The organism is Kitasatospora sp. NPDC085879 (genome assembly GCF_040686255.1).
Lineage (GTDB): Bacteria > Actinomycetota > Actinomycetes > Streptomycetales > Streptomycetaceae > Kitasatospora.
Window position 1 is genome coordinate 1 of sequence record NZ_JBFBJZ010000021.1, and the last position, 22,399, is coordinate 22,399.

Sequence of the window (22,399 nt, forward strand, 5' to 3'; positions counted from 1 at the left end):
GGCTGGCCCCCCCCCCCAGCGTGTGGTTGTGCCGCGTCCCGCCCCCCCGGGCTTCCCCGCGCCCCCCCGGGGGGGGGGGCGGGGGGGGCCCCCCCCCCGCCCCGGTGGTGGCGGGTCCGTCAGTGCTGCGGGTGCCGGGCGGCCTGCTGCTGGAGCAGGGCGGCGACGTTCGCGACGTCGTCGTCGATCTCCAGGAAGCCGTCGAAGTCGGCGGCCTGGGTGTTGTTGACGCCGGCGAAGAAGGTGTGGAGGCGGCCGTTGCCCGCGTCCAGGTAGCCGGCGATGGTCTCGGCGCCGACGGCGAGCTGCTGGTTGAGGTAGTCGAAGCCGGCGACCGTGCCGGTCTTGGCCCAGACCTTGCCCTTGGCCGGGCAGTCGGTGCAGTTGTCGGCGAGGGTGCCGTCGACGCCGAGGATCGGCAGGGCGTTGCGGAAGGTGTCCGCCTCGGGGGTGCGCAGCCAGTACGCGAGGATCTGGTTGATGGCGACCGGTGTCGCCCGGTCGACGGGGTCGCCGCCGCGGCCGTCCGCGAGCTGGACCTGGGTGAGGTCGACGCCGGCCCGCTCCAGGAAGGCCCGCAGGACGGGGAAGCCGTCCACGCAGTCGTGGCTGCCGGCGGCGACGGCCATCAGGCAGATCCCGAGGTTGGCGCCGAGGTTGTGGCTGACCTTGAGGATGAGGCGGGTGTACTGCTCGAACGGCGGGGAGACGTAGGCGGCGACCCGGGAGCCCGCGGGGTAGTCGGCGGGCAGCAGGCCGACCGGGTTGGGTCCGACCGGGCGGGCGGTGACGGTGACGCCGGCCCGGGCGAGCGCCTCGATCAGGGCGGTGCGGGCGAAGGCGTTCGGGTCCTGGATGTGCGAGATCCGCAGGACGGGGTCGGCGTCGGCGGCGATGGTGCCGGACAGCGTGATCCGGGTGCCGTCCGGGTTGATGGAGACCTGGATGTCGGTGGTGCCGCCGGCCGGCACCGTCCGCACCGTGGAGGTGACCTGGTACGGCGCGACCTGCGGCCGCCAGAACAGCTGGGCGGTCTGCCCGGGGGCGGTCGGGGTGGTCAGCAGGTCGATGACGTTGTCGTTGACGATCATCGGGGTGGGCAGCGGGTCGAGCGGGGGCTAGGCCGTGAACAGCCGCGGGTCGACCGCCACGTTGCCGCGGACCTGGCTGATCCCGGCCGAACGGACCTGCTGGGCGATGGAGTTCAGGCCCGCCAGCGGGTCCTCGGGGGTCAGGGTGGCACCCGGGACGTCGTTGGCGTAGGTGCGGTCGATCGGGGTGAAGTCGACCGTGCCGTCCGGCTTGGTCCGGCCGCCCATGGTGAGGTCGCCCTGCGCGACCATCACCAGGTTGCCGTTGAGGACGGAGCCGGAGCGGCTGCCGAGGGCGTTCACCGGGGTGGTGAAGCGGTGGTCGCCGCCGAGGGTGTCCCAGGCGCCGGAGACGCTGAACAGCTTGGCCACCGAGCCCGGGATCAAGAACTTGCCGCCCTGCAGGTCGTGAACGGTCCGGCCGGTCTCCGGGTCCTGCTCCAGGATCCCCCACTGGGATTGCTGGTAGGCCGGCTTGGCCAGGATCGCGTCGATCCCGGGTCCGAGGTCCTGGTGCCCCTTGGCCGGGGCGGCCGCTCCGGTCGTCGCGGTGACGCCGATCAGCACCGCGCCGATGCCGGCCCACACCCGCCAGCTCCGGGTCTTCGCTCGCATGTGTTCAACCATTCGGGAGTCGGATGGCCGGTCGAACCGGGCCTTACCGACGGAGAATAGGAACGCGGGCGGAGCGAACCGGCCGACAGCGCCGGTCGGTGACGTGGTGTCACCCGAGTGCTGAGCGGTTTCGTCCGATCGGCCGCGCCCCGGCCGGACCGCGGACGGTCCCGCCGGGGCGCCGACCGGAGGTCAGCCGCGCTTGGCGAACAGCAGCTTCCACGGGGCGAGCGCCGACTCGACCTGGACGCCGAAGCTCATCTTGGAGGCGCCCTTGACGCGCTCCTCGAAACGGATCGGCACCTCGGCGATCCGCAGGCCGCGGCGGACGGTGCGGTGGTTCATCTCGACCTGGAACGAGTAGCCGTTGCTGTGGATCGACTGCGGGTCGATCGCGCGCAGGGTGTCCGCCTTCCACGCCTTGAAACCGGCGGTGGCGTCCTTGACGTGCAGCCGCAGGATCGCGTTGACGTAGAAGTTGGCCCAGGCGGAGAGCGCCTTGCGGTGCCACGGCCACTCCGACGCGGTCGAGCCGCCGGGCACGTAGCGGGAGCCGAGCACCACCGCGGCGTCGCCGGAGAGCAGGGTGTCGACCATGACCGGGACGACGGACGAGGGGTGCGACAGGTCGGCGTCCATCTGCACGACCACATCGGCACCCTCGTCCAGCGCCCGGGTCATGCCGGCGATGTAGGCGCGGCCCAGGCCGTCCTTCTCGGTGCGGTGCAGCACGCCCACGGTGCCGGGCGAGTCGGCGGCCAGCTTGTCGGCGACCTCGCCGGTGCCGTCGGGCGAGTTGTCGTCGACGACCAGCACGTGCAGGTTGGGCATCCCCAGGTCGGCGAGCAGGCCGACGATGACCGGCAGGTTCTCCCGCTCGTTGTACGTGGGTACGACGACGACGACCTTGGGGGAGGCGTCCACCATGAATCAGATCCCTTGTTCGATACGTTCCGTGACGTCTTCGGCGAGTCTACGACCGGGCTCCGGGCCGTCGGCACGCCGGTCTCCCACCCCCGGGCGTCAGGCGCCCGGCTGCGCGGCGCGCGGGCGCCAGGCCCGGGCGGCGGCGATCCGGCGGGTGGCGCTGGGGTGGGTGCCGAAGAGCAGCACCAGCAGGCGCGGCGGGTCGACGTCGGAGACGTTGGCGAGCGCGAGACGGCGCTGCATGGCGATGAACTGCTCCGGGTCCGACGTGAGTTCGAGCGCGTGCCGGTCGGCCCTGGCCTCGATCCGGCGGCTCGCCGCGGCCTGCAGCGGGCCGCTCGCGGAGCCGATCAGCGCGACCAGGGCGGCCAGCAGCGGCAGGGAGCGCGGGTCTGCGGCGCTGTCGGCGCCGGCCGCGTCCAGCAGCGGCTGCCAGCCCGCCGCCAGCCCGACCAGGACGACGGCGGCGGCGGCCCCGGCCGCGCCGAGCAGGGTGCCGGTCAGCACGTCCCGGTGCTTCACATGGCCGAGCTCGTGGGCGACGACCAGTTCCACCTCGCGCGGTGCGGCGGTGCTCAGCAGGGTGTCGTAGGCGACGATGCGGCGGGTCGAACCGAGGCCCGAGACATAGGCGTTGAGTGCGGTGGTGCGGCGCGAGGCGTCCGCGACGAGGACGTCCCGCACCCGGACGCCGTCCCGGTCGGCGAGGCCCAGCAGGGCGTCGCGCAGCGGGCCGTCCGGCATCGGGTCGAAGCGGTTGAAGACCGGCTCGATCAGCAGCGGGTGCAGGAAGGACAGCGCGGTCACCAGCAGGGCGGCGAGGACGGCTCCGGGGATCCACCAGCCGTCCGGCCACCGGCCGGTGAGGGCGTACAGGCCGAGCGCGGCGGGCAGCAGCAGCGCGAGGCCGAGGCCCAGGCCGCGCAGGGCGTCCAGCGCCCAGCCGCCCCAGCCCTGGGTGACCAGGCCGTAGCGCGCCCGGACGACCCTGATCCGGGCGCCGAAGGGCATCCGCACGGCCTGGCCGAGGACGGCCAGCGCCGCCGCGCCGCCCAGCACCTCGGCGGTGCGCGAGCCGCCGAACAGGCCGCCCGCCCAGGTCACCAGCGCGGCGCCGGCCGGGGTGAGGCCGAGCACGAGGGTGAGGGCGAGCGCGGTGAGCGCGCCGCCGAGCAGCCACGGCACCTGGGAACGCCGCAGGGCCCGGCCGCGGGCCACCTGCTCGGGCGTGAAGTCGGGGTCGTCCGCCATGGCACCACCCTACGGAAGGCCGCTCGTCGGGATGCGGACCCGTCGGAACGTGACGGGCCCGAACGTGACCGGTCCCAACGTGACCGGTCGGAACGTGAAAGGGCCCGCCGCCCTCTCCGCGGTGCGGAGGGGACGGCGGGCACAAGCTCCGGGAAGAGCGCGGATCAGACCTGGCCGGCCTTCTCCAGGGCCTCGCAGCAGGTGTTCACCAGGAGGCGGGTGACGACGTAGGGGTCGACGTTCGCGTTCGGGCGGCGGTCCTCGATGTAGCCCTTCTGCTCCACCTCGACCTGCCACGGGATGCGGACGGAGGCACCGCGGTTCGAGACGCCGTAGGAGTAGACGTTCCACGGGGCGGTCTCGTGCTTGCCGGTGAGACGGGACTGGATGTCGTCGCCGTACTGGCTGACGTGCTCCATGACCTTCTCCTCCGAGGCACCGAGGGACTCGCAGGCGGTGATGATCGCCTCGTAGCCCTCGCGCATCGCCCGGGTGGAGAAGTTGGTGTGCGCACCCGCACCGTTCCAGTCACCGCGGGCCGGCTTGGCGTCGAGGGTGGCGTCGATGCCGAACTCCTCGGCGGTGCGGTAGAGCAGGTAGCGGGCGATCCACATGTCGTCCGAGACGGTCAGCGCGTCGACCGGGCCGATCTGGAACTCCCACTGGCCGGGCATGACCTCGGCGTTGATGCCGCAGATGGCGAGGCCGGCGTCCAGGCAGCGGTCGAGGTGCAGCTCGACGATCTCGCGGCCGAAGACCTCCTCGGCACCCACGCCGCAGTAGTAGCCGCCCTGCGGAGCCGGGAAGCCGCCCTCGGGGAAGCCGAGCGGGCGGGAGCCCTTGAAGAAGGTGTACTCCTGCTCGATGCCGAAGATGGCCTCCTGGGAGGCGTACTTCTCGGCGACCTCGCGCAGCAGGGCGCGGGTGTTGGACTCGTGCGGGGTGCCGTCGATCTCGAGGACCTCGCACAGCACCAGGATGTTGTCACCACCGCGGATGGGGTCCTTGACGACCTTCACCGGCTCGAGCACGCGGTCCGAGGCGTGACCCTCGGCCTGGTTGGTCGAAGAACCGTCGAAGCCCCAGGTGGGGATCTTGTCCGCGTTCGGCAGCACCCGAGTCTTGGAACGGAGCTTGGCGGTCGGCTTGGTGCCGTCGATCCAGATGTACTCGGCCTTGATTGCCATTGCGGTGAACCTCACTGCTTGGGTGGTGGGTGCCCGCGTAGCGTCGCAAGTCGCCGTTTCCCGGTTGTTCCTCCTATGTAACGCCCATGTGAACCAACCGTCCGCTGCGGCACGCTCACAGTCGGACAGTGCACGTCTCATCATGCGGGCACACCCGTGGGACGGCTGGCCCACCGGAGGCGGTCAGCGGTGGCGCGCGCGGGCCCGCCGGCGGCGGGTGACCCAGAGCGCCGCACCGCCCGTGACCAGCAGCGTCGCCGCTCCGCCGAGCAGTGCGCCGGTGCCGCTGCTGCCGGTCGTGGCGAGCGCCTGCGGCTGCTTCGCCGGCCCCGGGAGGTTCGCCTTCGTGGGCTTCGGGGCCGGCGCAGAGGTCTGGACCACCGGCGCCGGCGCGGGCTTCTCGCAGGAGACGGAGGCCACCGTGACCCTGCCCGTCACACGGGCGACGTTGAGGTTCAGCGGGTTGACGTCGACCGACACCTCCAGCGCGGAGGCGGCGGCCGTCGTGGAGGTGACCGTCTTCTTGGAGAACTCCACCTCCACCGTGCCGACGGCGGGCACGGTGACCCGGCTCGGGCTGTTCAGCCCGACGCTGACCGGGCGGCCGAGCACGGTCAGCTTCAGCGGGGAGGTCACCTTGGCGGTGGGCTGCCCGTCCACCGGGCAGGTGACCTCGGCGGAGAGCGCCTGCAGGCCGAGCAGGGTGGTGCCGGGCAGGCCGGGGGCGTGCACGTTCGCGTCGGCGAGCGTGACGGAGGCCGAGGTGCCGCGGGCGTCGGCGTGCGTGACGGAGCGGCCCACGTCCGCCTTGACCAGGGTCACCGGGCGGCCGCGGTCGACGCCGTCCACTGCGGCGGTGAGCATCGAGGCGTCCCGCTCGGCGGGCGTCTGCACCCTGTTGAGGGTGGCGTCGACGGGGATGCGCACCGCCTTGTCGAGCAGCGACACCTCCAGGTCGACCTCGGCGGTGACCGCCCGGGCGCTGCCCGCCGAGGGCCCGGGCTCGGCGGCCCGCGCGGCGGCGGCGGGGAGCGAGACGGCGAGCGCGGAGGCGGCGAGCGAGGCGGCGACGGCGCGGACGGAAGAACGGGACGGCATGACGGAGTGACCCCCACAGACGGACCGGGAGAGCGCGCCACCGACGTCACCCGCGCGGGGCGCGGAGACGTCACCCCCGCGCGGGCGCGGACAAGGCGGGGCGCGCACCGGTCCGGGGGAAGGGGCTCGTGCTCTGACTGACACTCAGTCTCACTCGAACCGTCCGTCACCCGAGCACCACGGAGCGTCAGTTCACTCCTTCGGGTGAGGTTGACGCCGCGGTCTGACGCGCCCGGGCCGCGGCGTCCGAGACTTCGTCCAACTCCGTTACGGCAGGCGCCAGTCCACCGGCTGCGCGCCCTGCCCGACCAGCAGCTCGTTCGCCCGGCTGAACGGGCGGGAGCCGAAGAAGCCGCTGTCGGCGGAGTACGGGCTCGGGTGCGGCGACTCGACCGCCGGGATCCCGCCGAGCAGCGGACGCGCATTGCGGGCCGGCCGACCCCAGAGGATCGCCACCAGCGGACCGCCGCGGGCCGCCAGCGCCCGGATCGCCTGCTCGGTGACCTCCTCCCAGCCCTTGCCCTGGTGCGAGTTGGTCTTGCGCGGCGTCACCGTCAGCACGCGGTTGAGCAGCAGCACGCCCTGCTGTGTCCACGGAGTGAGATCGCCGGTGGACGGCGGCGGGAAGCCGAGGTCCGTCCCGTACTCCTGGTAGATGTTCACCAGGCTCGGCGGGATCGGCCGGACGTCGGGCGCCACGGAGAAGCTCAGGCCCACCGCGTGGCCCGGGGTCGGGTACGGGTCCTGACCGACGATCAGGACGCGGACCTGGTCGAAGGGCTGCTGGAAGGCGCGCAGCACGTTCGGGCCGGAGGGCAGATAGGTGCGGCCGGCCGCCAGCTCGGCGCGCAGGAAGTCGCCCATGGCGGCGATGCGGGGCGCCACGGGCTCCAGGGCGCGGGCCCAGCCGGGTTCGACGATCTCGTGCAGAGGACGGGGTGCCATGGTGATCACCCTAGCGGCCCACTCCGACACGCCGCCGGGGAGCTTGACGCCCGGCCGGTGCCCGTACTCGCCGGCCCCGGCGCTCAGGCCGGGCCGCTCAGGCCACTACACTGCCGCGCAGCACCACGGCCCGCGGATCGGCCAGCACCCGGACGTCCGCCCGCGGGTCCTCCGCGTAGACCACCAGGTCCGCCGGCGCGCCCTCGGTCAGACCGTCCCGGCCGAGCCACTCGCGGGCCGCCCAACTGGCCGCCGACAGCGCCTCGGTGGCCGACAGGCCGGCCTTCACCAGCTCGGCCACCTCGTCCGCCACCAGGCCGTGCGCGAGCGAGCCGCCCGCGTCGGTGCCGACGAACACCGGGATGCCCGCGTCGTGCGCGGCGCCCACCGTGTCGTAGCGGCGCTCGTGCAGCCGCCGCATGTGCGCCGACCAGGCCGGGAACTTGTGCTCGCCGCCCGCCGCGAGCCTCGGGAAGGTCGCGATGTTGACCAGCGTCGGCACGATCGCGACCCCGCGCTCGGCGAACCGGGGGATCAGCTCCTCGGTGAGCCCGGTCGCGTGCTCGACGCAGTCGATGCCCGCCGCCAGCAGGTCCGGCAGCGACGCGGCGGCGAAGCAGTGCGCGGTGACCCGGGCGCCCTCCTCGTGCGCGGCGGCGATCGCCTCACGCAGCGCGTCCCCGGGCCAGCAGGCGGTCAGGTCGCCCTCCTCGCGGTCGATCCAGTCACCGACCAGCTTCACCCAGCCGTCGCCGCGGCGGGCCTCGTGCCGGACGAACGCGGCCAGGTCGCCCGGCTCGATCTCGTGCGCGTAGTTGCGGATGTAGCGGCGGGTGCGGGCGATGTGCCGGCCGGCCCGGATGATCCGGGGCAGGTCCTCGCGGTCGTCGATCCAGCGGGTGTCGGCAGCCGAGCCGGCGTCCCGGATCAGCAGGGTGCCCGCGTCCCGGTCGGTGAGCGCCTGCTTCTCGCTGGTGGCGTCGTCCACGGCGCCGTGCGCGTCCAGCCCGACGTGGCAGTGCGCGTCGACCAGGCCGGGCATCGCCCAGCCGGAGACCGTGCGCACCTCGGCCGCGTGCGCGGGCCGGTCGAAGGTGACCCGGCCGTCCACCACCCACAGCTCGTCCCGGACGTCCTCGGGCCCGACCAGCACCCGCCCCTTGATGTGCAGCACCGCGCCATCGCTCATGCCGGCACTCTACCGACGGGTCACGGCCCGGCGGGCCGGGCCGCCGCGGCAGACCGGCGACACACCCCGCCGTACCCGAAAGGCCTCCGCCTGAGCGCCCTCCTGACCTCCCGCCGCTGACCGCCGCCCGCTCGATCCCGGTGCGCTCCCCACACCGCCGGCGTCCATCACCTCGGGCCGGCGCCGCGGTCTCCGTACGGGCTGCTCGGCTTCGACCGGTTACTCGGTTTCGGCCAGGGCAGCGAGAATCAAGGCGCTGACGGCCTTGGTGGACACCGGGTTCTGGCCCGTGATCAGGCGGCCGTCACGCACTGCATGCGGCGTCATGGGGACGGTGGAGCGCACATACTTGGCCCCCTTCGCGCGCAGTTCGTCCTCCAGGAGGAATGGCACCCTTCGCTTCACGCCGGCAAGACTTTCCTCGACCGTCGCGAAGCCTGTGACGGTGCGGTTCTGTACGAGCGGGCTCCCGTCGGCGTCCTGGAGGTTGATGAGGGCGCACGCCCCGTGGCAGACCGAGGAGACGATGCCGCCACTGGTGTAGATGGCCCGAGCTGTTCGCTGCAGGTCGGCGTTGTCGGGAAAGTCCCACATTGTTCCATGACCACCCGTGAAGAAGATCGTGGAGTAGTCGTCCGGATCTACGTCGGCAACAGAATCGGTGCCTTTCAGGACGGTCACGAAGGCCGGGTCGGCGAGATAACTGCGAACCGTCCGGTCGGCGAACAGCCGGCCGAGACTTCGAGGGTCGAGGGGTACCTCGCCGCCCGCCGGGCTCACCACATCCACAGTGCGGCCGCTCTTCACCGCCTTGTCGTAGAAATGGACGAGTTCGCCCAGCCACAGGCCGGTCCGGTGCCTACTCGCCCCATAGGTGGCCTGATTGGTCACCACCGCGAGAATCTTCTTCTGTCTCATCTTTCCCATCTTCCCTTTGCCGGCCACCTGAGCATTCGGGCTCGGACGGGGGCCGGGCTCGCCGCTCAGGCCTGCTCGGTGGGGCGTACCAGCAGTTCGGCGACGGCCACGTGCCGGGGGCGGGTGACGATGTAGCCGACGGTGTCGGCGATGTCCTGGCTCTGCAGCCGTTCGATGTCGCCCAGGGCAGCGACGATGTGCTGCTGGATGACGTCGGGGTTGTGCGTGCGCAGTTCGGTGTCGACGCTGCCCGGCTCGATGACGGACACGCGGACGTGCTGGCGTGCGAGTTCCTGGCGCAGCGCCTCGCTGAAGGCACCGACGCCGAACTTGGTGGCGCTGTACACGGCGGACATGGCGTAGGCGTTGCGGCCGGCGAGCGAGCCGATGTTGACGATGTCGGCGACCTGACGCGGCTCCTCGGCGGCGGCCTTGACAAGGTGGGGGACGGCCGCGTGGGCGGTGTACATCAGGCCCATGAGGTTGATGTCGATCATGCGCCGCCAGCCGTCCAGGTCCGCAGCGGGGGCGGGTCCGAGCAGCATGAGGCCGGCGTTGTTGACCAGCGTGTCCAGGCGGCCCAGGTTCTCGACGGTCCGCTCGACCGCTTCCGCGGCGGCCTGGGCGGTGGTGATGTCGGCGGGCACGACCAGGGCCCTGCCGCCGGCGTCGGAGATTTCCGCGGCGAGGTCGGTGAGCCGGTCCTCACGCCGGCCGACCACGGCCACGGAGGCGCCCTCGCGGGCAAGCTCCAGGGCGGTGGCGCGGCCGATGCCGCTGGATGCCCCGGTGACCAGGGCGACGGTTCCTTCGAGACGACGAGTCATCGTTCAAGCCTTTCGATGCGCGGCACGGCCGCCTTGCTGCGGGCCGTGCGGGATGGGGGAGAGGGCGGCCCTCCTGGCGAGGGCCGTACGGGGGGAGGCCGCTCACGGCCGGGCCGAGGGCAGAATGGGGAAGTGAGCACCACTGGGCGGAAGACGATCAATGCCAAGCATCAGGAGACCACCATCGAGGGAGACCTGCCGCCTCGCGAACGTCTGGTCCTGGCCGCGTCGCGGCTGTTCTATTACGAGGGTGTACGAGCGATCGGCGTGGAGCGGCTGATCGCCGAGGCCGGGGTGACGAAGGTGACCTTCTACCGGCACTTCGCCGCCAAGGACGACCTGGTCGTGGCCTATCTGCGGACCAAGGACGCCTACTACCGCGAGGTGGCCGAGCCGCTGGCCGCCGGGCACCCGCCCGGGGAGGCGATCGACCTGATCTTCGAGGCGATCGCCGAGCACGCCCGCGAGCGCGGCTTTCGCGGATCGCCGTTCTTGAACGCGGCCGCCGAGTACCCGGATGCCGGCCATCCGGTACGCGGCCTGGTGGCATCTCACCGGGACTGGCTCCGCGCCCTCTTCCAGGAGCTGCTCACCCGGCTCGGCCACGCCGCCCCCGAGTCGGCCGCCGGCGCGCTGCTGATGCTGTACGACGGCGCGATGGCAGCCGGCTACCTGGACGACGCGACGGCCGCCCACACGACCCTGCTGGACGCGGTCCGACTGATCCGGTCGGGCGGCTGACCCCGTCGAGGGTGCGCGCGACACCGGCCCCCTGGTGGATCCCGGGCGAGCCGGGGCGCGGATTGGCTTCATGGCACTTCACCTCTGTTCGACGTGCACCGGGACCGGCCGACAGTTGCCTGCCAGGCAGTCCCGCCGGGAAGGCCGAGATGCCATTCCCAGGTGGTAGGTAGACCGGTCACTCTACCTAGCGACCGACCATACCTCCCTGGCGTCCACGCGCCAAGGGGGGTGATCCGCGTGTGGGATCCCTCACCGGTAACGGCTCTCGCTGCTCGGCCGGAAGGAGCGCAGGACGGACGCCGGACGGGCCGTCCTCCCGCACGCCGTGTCGAGGACCGGGTGGGGCGCTCCGCACTGGTGCGTCACGACGGCTGTCAGTCGTCCGGCGTGTAGGACTCGACGACGGGATGCCAGGTGTCCTGGAGCTGGGGCTGGGTGGAGCCGACGGCCCAGAGGGCACCGGTGCCGGGGACGGGGGTGACGGAGAAGAAGGAGGCTCCGGCCGCGGCGGGGTCGGCGGGGAGGTACGTCCAGGTGCCGTCGCGGTGGCGGAGGGTGAAGGCGGGGGTGGCGGCGCCGGGCTGTTCGCCGGCCGCCCAGAGGGTGCCGTCGGGGGCGGCGGCCACCGCGTGGAGCTGGCCGTCGGCCTCGGCGGGCGGGTCGGCGCTCTGCCAGTCGCGGCCGTCCCAGTGCAGCAGGTAGGGGCGGGCCGGGCCGTCCTCGTCGGTGGTGGAGCCGACGGCCCAGACGTCGTCCGGGGCGACGGCGGCGACGGACTCCAGGGTGGCGCTGCCGCCGTCCGGGCCGGGGGCGTCTACGATCCGCCAGGTGCGGCCGTCCCAGTGCTCGGTGAGCGGGCGGCCGGTGCCGTCCGGGTCGTAGGCGACGCCGACCGCCCAGAGGCCGCCGGCCCGGTCGGCGGCGGCGCCGAGCAGCAGGGCGTCGCCCTCCGTCCCCGGGGTGGGCACGGCGGCCCAGGCGGAGCCGTTCCAGTGGAGGGCGAGCGGGCGGGGTGCGGTGGTGCGGTCCTGGGCGGTGGCGCCGACGGCCCACAGGTCGTGCGGGCCGGTTGCGGCGAGGGCCAGCGGGTGGGCCGAGCGGTCGTCCGGTTCGGCGGGCAGCGGGGTCTCGCGCCAGCCGCGGCCGTCCCAGTGCAGGGCGAGGGCGCGGTCCTCTCCGGCGGCCGGGTCGTTGCGGCTGCCGACGGCCCAGACGTCGGCGGGCCCGAACGGCAGGACGGCCTCCAGGCTGCCGGTGCCGCGGTGGCCGGGCACCTGGAGGCGCCGCCAGACACGGCCGTCGAAACGCTCGACCAGGGGGGTGCCGCCGGCCGGGCTCTCCTCGTAGCCGACGGCCCAGGCGGCGGACGGGCCGAGTGCGGCGACCGCGCGGAGCTCCTGGTTGCGGACGGCCGGCGGGATGCGCGCCGCGTGCCAGCCGGCGGGGCCGGACAGCGGGGCGGGGCCGTCGGCCGGGTCGGCGACCGGGACGGGCGGGGCCGCCGCGGTGGCGGCCGCGCAGGCGAGTACCAGCGTGGCCGCGCGGCGGAGCAGCCGCTCCGCCCGTCCGATCGGTGCGGTCCGTGCCATCGGGGTTCCCTCCCTCGCGCACCGGCCGGTACCGGCCGTGCAGCACGAGTGCACCAACCCGCGGGCGGCGGGGCGAGCCACAGGGGCCGAGTCGCCGCACAGTCGACCCGATCGGGTGACAGGTGACGAGGTTTCAGCGGCCTGCCGCGCACGCTCGCGCGACAGCGCCGCCACCCGGGACACCCGGGCGGCCCGAGCCGACCGGTCACCGGCACACCCGCAGACCCGCGCACCCGGGACGGAGCCGAACTCCCCTCCTGAGCGGTCGCGTTGCGACGGGCTCAGTCGCCGTCCCGCGCGTGGCGGGAGAGGGCCGAGGAGGCCAGCGAGTTGTGGATGGAGAAGGCGACCGTGCCGGGCAGGTAGCGGTCCTGGGACCACTCCACGGGGGTGCCGGTCGGGTCGGTGGTGCGGCGCTTCTCGCGCAGCAGCGGGCTGCCGCGGCGGCAGCCGAGCAGGCGGGCGTCCTCGGTGTTGGCGGCGACCACGTCGATGGTGTGGTCGGCGTCGGTGAAGAGGATCCCGTGCTCGCGCAGCGGCTCGGTGTGCGAGACCGCGTCGGCGGGCAGTTCGGCGACGATCTCGCCGACCCGCGGCGGGTAGACGGTGCGTTCGACCATCACCGGGGTGCCGGAGAGGGTGCGCAGGCGGAGCGTCACGTACACCTCGGTGCCCGGCTCCAGGCGGAGCAGCTCGCACTCGGTGGCGTCGGCCGGGCGGCGCACCAGCGACTCCAGCCGGCCGCCGGGCTCCTCCCCCATGGAGCGCGCCCAGTGGGTGAAGCTGAGGAGTTCGGAGAAGCTCTGCACGCGGGCGTTGCCGAGCACCACGCGGCGGGTACCGCGGCGGGAGGTGACCAGGCCGTCGGCGCGCAGCAGCGCGAGGGCCTGCCGGACGGTGCCGCGGGAGACGCCGTACCGCTCGGCGAGGGCGCCCTCGGCGGGGAGGCGGCCGGCCTCGCCGTAGCGGCCGGTGGTGATCGCCTCGCGGAGGTCGGCGGCCACCGTGCGGTAGAGGGCGCCGGTTGCGCGGTCCGGGTCTGCTGGCACGGCGGTGTGGTCCTTCCTGGCAGGTGTCCGGCGCATTCGGCGCGGGGCGGACGGCACCGACTGTAACCGTTTTCGATCACCGATCGGCGGGCCGGTCTCCACCGTTCCCGCAGCCGCCCCCTGTCCTGGGGCGTCCGTTCACCTTCCCGTCACCGCCCTCCGGCGTACTTACCGGCGTCGCCGAAAGTTGGCTGGCCAACTTGGCCGTCCGATCGGCGCCTCCCCGAGCGAATTCCCGCAGCAGCGCCCCTCACCCTGGAGAACCATCCGTGACCGTGCACCGCGCCCGTGCCGCCGCCTTCGCGGCCGTGCTGACCGCCGCAGCGCTCTCCCTGTCCGCCTGCGGCTCCGCGGGCTCCTCCGCGGCCTCCGGCGACGCCGGCAAGCCCGCGGCGGGTGCCAAGGCCGCCAAGGACGCCGCCTCCGCCGCCGACCTGGGCGGCATGGACGCCCTGGTCGCCGCCGCCAAGAAGGAGGGGAAGCTGCACGTCATCACGCTGCCCCACGACTGGGCGAACTACGGCAAGATCCTCTCGGGCTTCAAGGCCAAGTACGGCATCGAGATCGAGGAGGAGAACCCGGACGGCTCCAGCCAGGACGAGATCAACGCGATCACCTCCCGCAAGGGCCAGGACCGCGCTCCCGACGTGGTCGACCTGGGCAGCGCCTTCGCCCTGCAGGCCGCCAAGGACGGGCTGCTCGCCCCCTACAAGGTCGCCGCCTTCGACAAGATCGCGGACACCATGAAGGACCCGGCCGGCCTGCGGGTCAACGACTACGGCGGCTACATCTCGATCGGCTGCGACGCCAAGCGCGTCGGCACCTGCCCGAAGACCTTCGCCGACCTGCTGAAGCCCGAGTACAAGGGCAAGGTCGCGCTGAACGGCAACCCCACCAAGTCGGGTTCGGCCTTCGGCGGCGTGTACGCGGCGGCGCTGGCCAACGGCGGCTCGCTGGACAACATCCAGCCCGGCATCGACTTCTTCGCCAAGCTGAAGCAGTCCGGCAACTTCAACCCGGTCGAGTCGACTCCGGCCACCGTCGAGAAGGGCGAGACCCCGATCTCGATCGACTGGTCGTACCTGAACGCGGGCTACACCGACGAGTTCAAGGGCAAGGGCATCGACTGGCAGGTCGCCGTCCCGTCCGACGGCTCCTACGCCCAGTACTACAACCAGGGCGTCAACAAGTTCGCCCCGCACCCGGCGGCCGCCCGCCTGTGGCAGGAGTACCTCTTCAGCGCCGAGGGCCAGAACCTGTACCTGGGCGGCTACGCCACCCCGGCCCTGTTCGACGCCCTGAAGAAGGACGGCACCCTCGACTCCGCCGCGGCCGCCAAGCTGCCGGCCGTCGAGAAGCCCTTCACCACCTTCCCGAGCCAGGACCAGATCACGGCCGCCAAGAAGGTCGTGACCGAGAACTGGACCAAGGCGATCGCGGGCTGATCGACACCATGACCACGGCTCCCACCCCGGTGCCGGCCCCGGCCGCCGCTGACCCCAGCGGCGGCCCGGGCGCCGTGGCCGCCGGGTCCCCCGCTCCTAAGCCCGCCCCGCGGGTCCGCCGCCTGCGCGGCGGGTCCTGGCTGGCCGCGCTGCCGCTGCTGGCGTTCTTCGCGATCGGCTTCGGCCTGCCCGCGATCGCCATCGTCACCGGCGCGTTCACGCTCTCCTCGGACGCCGACACCGGCGCCGGCTCGTTCAGCACCGCCAATGTCACCGACTCGGTGCAGGGCGCCTACTGGACGGCCCTGCTGAGCAGCGTCAAGCTCTCCGCGCTCACCGCCCTGATCGGCACCGTCGTCGGACTGCCGCTCGCCCAGGCGGTGGTGACCTCGCGCTTCCGTGCCGTCCGCGAGGCGGTGCTGACCGCCTCCGGCGTGCTCGCCAACTTCGGCGGACTGCCGCTGGCCTTCGCCTTCGTCGCCACCCTCGGCAACGCCGGCGAGATCACCAAGCTGTTCCACCTCACCGACCACGGCTGGACGCTCTACGGCTTCACCGGCCTGAGCATCGCCTACCTGTACTTCCTGGTGCCGCTGATGGTCCTCACCATCACCCCGGCCCTGGACGGGCTGCGCACCCAGTGGCGCGAGGCGGCCGCCAACAACCGGGCCACCGCGCTGCAGTACTGGCGGCACGTCGCGCTGCCGATCCTGCTGCCCTCGCTGCTCGGCGGCTACGTGCTGCTGTTCGGCAGCGCGTTCGCCGCGTACGCCACCGCCGCGGCGATGGTCGGTGCGACCGTCCCGCTGATCAGCCGGTCGATCGCCGACGCGCTCTCCGGCAACGTCCTGGTCGGCCAGGGCAACCTCGCCCTCGCCCTCAGCCTCGACATGATCGTCGTCGCCGTCCTGGTGATGGCCGTCTACCTGCCCCTCCAGCGCCGGAGCGCCCGATGGCTCAGCTGACCCAGCGGCTCGGCGGCGGCCGACGCCCGCGCCTGTGGCGCGGCGCCGTCCTGCTCGTCGCCGGCCTGTACTTCCTCGTCCCGATGGCCGCCTCGGTCTGGTTCTCCGTCGACGACCGGTCCGGCGGCGTGCAGTTCGACGCCTACACCGGCCTGCTGAGCGCCCCCGGCTTCACCGACGCCCTGGTGCTCACCCTCGAACTCGCGGCCGTCACCGTGGTGGTGCTGCTGGCGCTGCTCGTCCCGGCGCTGATCGCCGCCCGGCTCGGCACGTCCCGGATGCGCGCCGTCCTCGAAGTGGTGTGCACCCTGCCGCTGGTGGTGCCTCCGGTCGCCTTCACCGCCGGTGTCATCGGCGTGCTGCGGTGGGGACCGGACCACCTGATGGACACCCCGTTCTTCCAGACCATCGTCTTCATCCAGCAGCCGGAGTTCCCGATCGTCCTGGTGATCGCCTACGTGCTGATGTCGCTGCCGCTCGCCTACCGCGCCCTGGACTCGGGGCTGCGCGCGGTCGACGTCCGCACCCTGGTGGAGGCCGCCCGCAGCTGCGGCGCGAGCTGGCCGCGGGCCGTCGTCACCGTCGTCCTGCCGAACCTGCGCGGCGCCCTGCTGAACGCCGCCTTCCTCACCCTCGCGCTGGTGCTCGGCGAGTTCACCGCCGCCTCCATCCTCGGCTACCAGCCCTTCGCGGTCTGGGTGTACTCGGTGGGCAACAGCCAGGGCCAGATGTCCGTCGCGGTGTCCGTGCTGAGCCTGCTGATCACCTGGGTGCTGCTGCTCCTGCTCGCCGCCGCCGGCCGCGAGCGCCGCCCCGCACCCGCCCAATCCTGACCGGAGACCCCGCATGAGCACCGCCGCACCGCACTCCCCCGCCGCCCCGCAGGCCCCGGCCGCCGCCGCGGGCGGTGCCACCGTCGAATTCCGCGGCCTGCGCCGCTCGTTCGGCGCCACCACCGCCCTCGACGGCCTCGACCTGGACGTCCGGCCCGGCGAACTCCTCGCGCTGCTGGGCCCGTCCGGCTGCGGCAAGACCACCGCGCTGCGCATCCTGGCCGGCTTCGAGACCCACGACGCCGGCGAGGTGCTGGTCGACGGCAAGCCCGTCACCGGCATCCCGGCGCACCGACGCGACGCCGGCATGGTCTTCCAGTCGTACAGCCTCTTCCCGCACCTGACCGCGCTCGACAACGTCGCCTTCGGACTGCGGATGCGCGGCACCGCCAAGGCCGAACGGCGCGCCCGCGCCCAGGAACTGCTGGAGCTCGTCGGCCTGCCGCAGCACGCCGGCCGCTACCCGCACCAGCTCTCCGGCGGCCAGCAGCAGCGGATCGCGCTCGCCCGCGCGCTCGCCCTCAAGCCCCGCGTGCTGCTGCTGGACGAGCCGCTCTCCGCCCTGGACGCGAAGGTCCGGCTCACCCTGCGCGAGGAGATCCGCCGCCTGCAGCGCGAACTCGGCATCACCACCCTGTTCGTGACGCACGACCAGGAGGAGGCGCTCTCCATGGCCGACCGGGTCGCGGTGCTGCGGGCCGGCCGCCTGGAGCAGTGCGCGGCGCCCGCCGAGCTGTACGCCCGGCCGGCCACCGCCTTCGTCGCCGAGTTCGTCGGCACCATGAGCCGCATCCCCTGCGAGCGCGCCGGGTCGGGCGTCGCCCTGCTCGGCCGGACGTACCCGGTCGACGGCACGCTGCCCGCCGACGGCCCGCTGGAGGTGCTCGTCCGGCCGGAGAACGTCGCGCTGCGGCCCGCCGCGGGCGGCACCGCCCAGGTCACCGGCGCCTCCTTCCTCGGCGCCGTCACCCGGCTCACCGTCCGGCTCGCCGACGGCACCGAGGTCAAGGCCGACCTGGCCACCGAGGCCGCCGCCGCGCTGCCGCCCGGCAGCCGCGCCGAGATCGTCCTGCCGGACCGGCCCGTCCTGGTCGACCGGCGCCGGCAGTCCTGACCCACTGATCCCCGCGGTCACCCCGGATGCGTCCCGACGCCACCGGGGTGGCCGCCTTGCGTAAGGTGCACCCATGCCCCACACCCCCGCCGCCGTCCTGTTCGACATGGACGGCACGCTCGTCGACACCGAGCCCCTCTGGTGGCAGGCCGCCGCCGAGACCGCGGCCGGACTCGGCCTCACCCTCACCGAGGACGACCTGCCCGAGGTGCTCGGCCGGGCCGCCGAGCACACCGCCGCCCACCTGCACCGGGCCAGCGGCACCGACCTGGCCGAGGCCGAACTCGTGGAGCGGCTCAACCGGGCCTTCGCCGGCAAGGTCGCCGCCGAGGTCGTCCCCCGGCCGGGCGCCCTCGACCTGCTCGCCGCCCTGCGCACCGCCGAGGTGCCCACCGCGCTGGTCTCCGCCTCGCCGCGGCGCGTCGTCGACCTGGTGCTCGGCGCGATCGGCGACCGCTGGTTCACCACCACCGTCGCCGTCGAGGACACCGAGCGCACCAAGCCCGACCCGGACCCGTACCTCGCCGCCGCCGAGCGCCTCGGCCTCGACCCGGCCACGTGCGTGGCCGTCGAGGACAGCCCGGCCGGGGTCGCCTCCGCGGTCGCCGCGGGCTGTGCGGTGCTCGCCGTGCCCTCGACCGTCCCGATCGCCGCGCACGGCCGGATCACCCTCCTCGACAGCCTCGAAGAGGCCGACGTCGCCCTGCTGCACACCCTCGCCGCCGCCCGGCCGGCCTGATGCCGTACCTGCTGCTCGCCCTCGCCATCGCCAGCGAGGTCTGCGCCACCAGCCTGCTCAAACTCACCGACGGTTTCAGCCGGTTGTGGCCGAGCATCGGGGTGGCCCTGGGCTACGTGCTCTCCTTCCTGCTGCTCGGCCGCGCCCTGAAGCACATCCCGGTCTCGGTGGCCTACGCCGTCTGGTCCGGCGCCGGCACCGCCGCCGTCGCCGCGATCGGCGCCACCTTCTTCGCCGAACCCCTGGGCCGCCTCCAGTGGCTGGGCATCGCCCTGGTCATCGCCGGCGTCGTCGTCATCAACCTCCGCGGCGGCCACTGACGTTCGGCCGGGGGCGGCGGGCGACCCCGTCGGTCCGGGGAGGGTTCGCGGTTCTTCCGACGGGGCGTCATGCCGTGTTCACCCGGGCGCCGCCGGGGGCCGGGTCAATGGTGCGAGTTGTTCAGCCAACTCGAATCAGCTGCGCCAAGGGCGGTGCGGCGGACAGGACTTCCGTGGCGACAGGCTCGACGCTCGTCATCGCGACGCCGGTGAACCCGACCGAGGGCGACCGGATCACCTTCCACTGGACGACCGGCTCCCCGGACCCGAAGAACTGGGTGGGGATCTACGACGGCACCCGGCAGCCCGGCACCGGGTCCTCGCTGCTGTGGAAGTACACGCCCGGCGGCTCGGGGGACGTCCAGTTGGACACCTCGGCGCTGACCGGCGGCCCGTACACCGCGTACCTGCTGGCCAAGGACGGGTACGGGATCCTCGCGCAGACCGCGCCGTTCACCTTCCGTCCCAAGCCGGCGGCGCCCCGGCCGCACGCCGCGGTGGACGCACTGACGGTCACTCAGGTCGCGCCCGGGGCGGCCGTGTCGGTGAAGCTGGCCGGTCTGTGGGTCAAGGGCACCGGCACCGCCGCGTACCGGAAGGTCTCCGGCGACACCTGGCTGTCGGTGGCGGCCGACGGCACGGTGAGCGGCACCGCGCCCGGCGTGACGGCGCACCCCGCGGTGGTCACCGTCGGCATCAAGGACCCGGCGGGCGCCACCGACACGGTCACCGTGCAGGTCCCGGTCCGCGACCCGGCCGGCCCGCTCACCCTCAAGACCGCGACCTGGAACCTCGCCAACGCCGGCGGCGCCTTCACCGACGCGGCGGAGAAGCAGCTTCGGGCCGTCCTGACCCAGGGCCTGGACGTGGTCGCGCTGCAGGAGACCGCCGGCACCGCCGCGCAGGCCCTGGCGACCGCGCTCGGCTGGTACGCCTACCAGAGCACCGGCAGCGTCGGCATCCTCAGCCGCTGGCCGCTCGCCGCGGTCACCGCGCCGACCGCCTCACTGCCCGCCGCCGGCGCCACCGTGCAGCTGCCGGGCGGCCGCAGCGTCCGCTTCTGGGCCGCGCACCTCGACGAGGCGAACTACGGCCCGTACGCGATCCAGGACGGGCAGAGCGCCGCGCAGGTGCAGGCGGCCGAGGCGGCGTCCACCCGCGGGCAGCAGGCCCGGGCGCTGGCCGCCGCGGTGCAGGCCGACATCGCCGCCGGGCAGCGGGTGGTGCTGGCCGCCGACCTCGCCTCGCCCTCGCACCTGGACTGGACGGGCCAGGACGGCCGCCCCGCCCTCGCCTGGCCGGTCACCACCGCCCTGCGGGACGCCGGCCTGACCGACGCGTACCGCAGCGCGCACCCCGACCCGGTGGCCTCCCCCGGCAGCACCTGGTCGCCGACCCGGACGCTGCGCGGCGGCAAGCCCGAGCCGCAGGACCGGATCGACCAGGTCCAGTTCGCGGGCGCGCTGACCCTCGTCGAGGCGCACACCCTCGCCACCGGCTGGCCGCAGGCCGAACCGGACGCCGCCGCCAACGGCTGGCCGAGCGACACCGCCGCCGCCGTCGCCACCTTCACGCTCTGAGAGGCCCCGCCATGACCCCCCAGCTCAGCCGCCGCAGCTTCGTCGCCGCGACGGCGGCCACCGGCGCGGCCGCCGCCGTCGGCCTGCCCGCGGCCGCCGCCCGCGCGGCCGGCGCCACCGGCTCGATCGCCGACGTCAAGCACGTGGTGATCCTCATGCAGGAGAACCGCTCCTTCGACCACTACTTCGGTGCCCTGAACGGCGTCCGCGGCTTCGCCGACCGGCAGGCGCTGCAGTTCCCCGACGGCACCGACGTCTTCCGCCAGCCCGACGCGGGCCGCAGCGACGGCGGCGCCATGCTGCCGTTCCGGATGGACACCACGAAGTACAACGCGCAGAACGCCGGCGGCCTCGCCCACGACTGGGCCACCGGCCACCAGGCCATCAACGGCGGCGCGATGAACAAGTGGATCGCCGCCAAGGGCGAGCGCACCATGGGCTACTTCACCCGCGAGGACATCCCCTACCAGTACGCGCTGGCCGACGCCTTCACGCTCTGCGACGCGTACTTCTGCTCGATGGCCGGCCCGACCGACCCCAACCGGCTCTACCTCTGGACGGGCACGGCCGGCCCCGGCCGGGACGGCACCACCGGCCCGTGGATCGACAACACGCCGGTCACCGACAACCCGGTGGCGGACTGGACGACCTACGCCGAGCGGCTGCAGGCCGCCGGCGTGAGCTGGCGGGTCTACCACAACCCGAGCAAGGACGACCGCACCGGCGACTACGACGACAACGCGCTCTCCTACTTCAAGCAGTTCCACGCCTTCCCCGCCACGGACCCGCGGTACGTCAACGCGATGACCAAGTGGGACCCGACCACCTTCGACCAGCACTGCAAGGACGGCACCCTGCCGACCGTCTCCTGGCTGGTCGCGCCCTACCTGTTCTGCGAACACCCCAGCGCCAGCCCGGACTACGGCGCGCACTGGGTGAACACCGCACTGCAGTCGCTGATGTCGAACCCGGCGGTCTGGCAGCACACCGTCTTCCTGGTGATGTACGACGAGAACGACGGCTACTTCGACCACGTCGTCCCGCCCACCCCCGAGCCGGGCACCCCGGAGGAGTACACCCAGGGCCGGGCGATCGGCCTCGGCAACCGGGTGCCGCTCTGGGTCGCCTCGCCGTGGTCGCGCGGCGGCTGGGTGAACTCGCAGGTCTTCGACCACACGTCGGTGCTGCGGTTCCTGGAGCTGGTGACCGGCGTCCAGGAGCCGAACATCTCCGCCTGGCGGCGCGCCGTCTGCGGCGACCTCACCAGCTGCTTCGACTTCACCGCACCGGACTTCGGCGTCCCGGCGCTGCCCGACACCGTCGCCCTGATGGCCAAGGCCGACGCCGGCGCCAAGCTGCCCGCGGTCAAGCTGCCCGCCACCGGAGCCCAGGCGATGCCCGCCCAGGAGCCGGGCACCCGCCCGCACCGCCGGCTCCCGTACCGCCCGTGGGCCGACGTCGCGGTCGACCGCGGCACCGGCGCCGTCACCTGCACGCTCGCCAACTCCGGTGCGGTGGCCTTCCCGTACACCGTCTACCCGAACATCGTGCTGCCGTTCGCCGGCACCCCGTTCACCGTGCCGGCCGGCGCGAGCCGCACGTACACCTGGGACGCCGCCGCGACCGACGGCCGCTACGACTTCACCGTGCACGGCCCGGACGGCTTCGTCCGCCGCTTCGCCGGCACCGTCATGCGCGCCCCGCAGGACGACGTGGCCGTGCCCTCGGTGACCGCCACCGCCGGCCCCGGCAGCATCACCCTGCGGCTCGCCAACGACGGCCGCACCGAGTGCTCGTTCACGCTGACCCCGAACGACTACGCCGGCACCGCCCGGACGGTCTGGGTCGCCCCCGGCACCACGACCACCGTCGACTGGCCGCTCGACCAGGGCCGCTACGACGTGGTCGTCACCGCCGGCACCGGCACCCGCTTCCTCCAGCGGTACGCGGGCACCCTGCACTGACCTCCGGCG

The 22,399-nt window shown here is 73.6% G+C and carries 19 protein-coding genes and 1 pseudogene; 9 read left to right on the forward strand and 11 right to left on the reverse strand.

What is annotated here, in order from left to right:
- Positions 1-119: 119 nt before the first annotated feature.
- The 9 genes and pseudogenes from dacB to AB0P35_RS17795 form a co-directional block, all read right to left on the reverse strand.
- A pseudogene (dacB, locus tag AB0P35_RS17755) lies at positions 120-1,718 on the reverse strand (D-alanyl-D-alanine carboxypeptidase/D-alanyl-D-alanine-endopeptidase).
- Between the two features lie 180 nt (positions 1,719-1,898).
- Positions 1,899-2,633, reverse strand: a complete 735-nt coding sequence (locus tag AB0P35_RS17760; RefSeq protein WP_095872709.1) for a polyprenol monophosphomannose synthase — start codon at positions 2,631-2,633, stop codon at positions 1,899-1,901.
- Between the two features lie 96 nt (positions 2,634-2,729).
- Positions 2,730-3,884 carry a M48 family metalloprotease gene (locus tag AB0P35_RS17765; RefSeq protein ID WP_363511615.1) on the reverse strand — a complete coding sequence of 385 codons (1,155 nt, stop codon included), beginning with the start codon at positions 3,882-3,884 and terminating at the stop codon, positions 2,730-2,732.
- Between the two features lie 164 nt (positions 3,885-4,048).
- Positions 4,049-5,071 (reverse strand): glutamine synthetase, encoded by a 1,023-nt coding sequence (gene glnII / locus AB0P35_RS17770; protein ID WP_095872711.1) that lies wholly within the window; start codon positions 5,069-5,071, stop codon positions 4,049-4,051.
- Between the two features lie 183 nt (positions 5,072-5,254).
- Entirely contained in the window at positions 5,255-6,169 is a 915-nt protein-coding gene (locus AB0P35_RS17775) for an SCO1860 family LAETG-anchored protein (protein ID WP_363511618.1), read from the reverse strand.
- Between the two features lie 267 nt (positions 6,170-6,436).
- Complete coding sequence (locus AB0P35_RS17780) at positions 6,437-7,114, reverse strand: uracil-DNA glycosylase (RefSeq protein ID WP_095875379.1); 678 nt, start codon at positions 7,112-7,114, stop codon at positions 6,437-6,439.
- Between the two features lie 97 nt (positions 7,115-7,211).
- Positions 7,212-8,303: an amidohydrolase family protein gene (locus tag AB0P35_RS17785; protein ID WP_363511620.1), complete on the reverse strand. Its 1,092-nt coding sequence runs from the start codon at positions 8,301-8,303 to the stop codon at positions 7,212-7,214.
- Positions 8,304-8,522: 219 nt separating this feature from the next.
- Complete coding sequence (locus tag AB0P35_RS17790) at positions 8,523-9,221, reverse strand: type 1 glutamine amidotransferase domain-containing protein (protein ID WP_363511622.1); 699 nt, start codon at positions 9,219-9,221, stop codon at positions 8,523-8,525.
- 65 nt (positions 9,222-9,286) lie between these two features.
- Positions 9,287-10,048 carry an SDR family NAD(P)-dependent oxidoreductase gene (locus tag AB0P35_RS17795; RefSeq protein WP_363511624.1) on the reverse strand — a complete coding sequence of 254 codons (762 nt, stop codon included), beginning with the start codon at positions 10,046-10,048 and terminating at the stop codon, positions 9,287-9,289.
- 132 nt (positions 10,049-10,180) lie between these two features.
- On the opposite strand from AB0P35_RS17795, the gene AB0P35_RS17800 reads away from it, so the two are divergent.
- Positions 10,181-10,789 carry a TetR/AcrR family transcriptional regulator gene (locus tag AB0P35_RS17800; RefSeq protein WP_363511626.1) on the forward strand — a complete coding sequence of 203 codons (609 nt, stop codon included), beginning with the start codon at positions 10,181-10,183 and terminating at the stop codon, positions 10,787-10,789.
- Between the two features lie 377 nt (positions 10,790-11,166).
- On the opposite strand, the gene AB0P35_RS17805 is transcribed toward AB0P35_RS17800, so the two are convergent.
- Positions 11,167-12,381: a hypothetical protein gene (locus tag AB0P35_RS17805; RefSeq protein WP_363511628.1), complete on the reverse strand. Its 1,215-nt coding sequence runs from the start codon at positions 12,379-12,381 to the stop codon at positions 11,167-11,169.
- A 281-nt stretch (positions 12,382-12,662) separates the two neighbouring features.
- Positions 12,663-13,430 carry a GntR family transcriptional regulator gene (locus AB0P35_RS17810; RefSeq protein WP_095872718.1) on the reverse strand — a complete coding sequence of 256 codons (768 nt, stop codon included), beginning with the start codon at positions 13,428-13,430 and terminating at the stop codon, positions 12,663-12,665.
- Positions 13,431-13,699: 269 nt separating this feature from the next.
- Here AB0P35_RS17810 and AB0P35_RS17815 point away from each other — a divergent pair, with 269 nt between their 5' ends.
- From AB0P35_RS17815 to AB0P35_RS17850, 8 genes are all read left to right on the forward strand, one after another.
- Entirely contained in the window at positions 13,700-14,875 is a 1,176-nt protein-coding gene (locus AB0P35_RS17815; RefSeq protein WP_363511631.1) for an extracellular solute-binding protein, read from the forward strand.
- Between the two features lie 8 nt (positions 14,876-14,883).
- Complete coding sequence (locus AB0P35_RS17820) at positions 14,884-15,840, forward strand: ABC transporter permease (protein ID WP_363511633.1); 957 nt, start codon at positions 14,884-14,886, stop codon at positions 15,838-15,840.
- A complete protein-coding gene (locus AB0P35_RS17825) occupies positions 15,828-16,673 on the forward strand; it encodes an ABC transporter permease subunit (RefSeq protein WP_363511635.1) in 846 nt (281 codons plus the stop codon). The genes AB0P35_RS17820 and AB0P35_RS17825 overlap by 13 nt, the downstream gene beginning before the upstream one ends.
- Positions 16,674-16,686: 13 nt before the next feature.
- Positions 16,687-17,787: an ABC transporter ATP-binding protein gene (locus AB0P35_RS17830; protein WP_363511637.1), complete on the forward strand. Its 1,101-nt coding sequence runs from the start codon at positions 16,687-16,689 to the stop codon at positions 17,785-17,787.
- A 73-nt stretch (positions 17,788-17,860) separates the two neighbouring features.
- Positions 17,861-18,526: an HAD family phosphatase gene (locus AB0P35_RS17835; RefSeq protein ID WP_363511639.1), complete on the forward strand. Its 666-nt coding sequence runs from the start codon at positions 17,861-17,863 to the stop codon at positions 18,524-18,526.
- Positions 18,526-18,846 carry a multidrug efflux SMR transporter gene (locus tag AB0P35_RS17840; protein WP_263103236.1) on the forward strand — a complete coding sequence of 107 codons (321 nt, stop codon included), beginning with the start codon at positions 18,526-18,528 and terminating at the stop codon, positions 18,844-18,846. Before AB0P35_RS17835 ends, AB0P35_RS17840 begins: the two co-directional genes overlap by 1 nt.
- A 173-nt stretch (positions 18,847-19,019) precedes the next feature.
- Complete coding sequence (locus tag AB0P35_RS17845) at positions 19,020-20,426, forward strand: endonuclease/exonuclease/phosphatase family protein (protein WP_363511642.1); 1,407 nt, start codon at positions 19,020-19,022, stop codon at positions 20,424-20,426.
- An 11-nt stretch (positions 20,427-20,437) separates the two neighbouring features.
- On the forward strand, positions 20,438-22,390 hold the full coding sequence (locus tag AB0P35_RS17850; RefSeq protein ID WP_363511644.1) for a phosphocholine-specific phospholipase C: 1,953 nt from the start codon (positions 20,438-20,440) through the stop codon (positions 22,388-22,390).
- Positions 22,391-22,399: the final 9 nt, after the last annotated feature.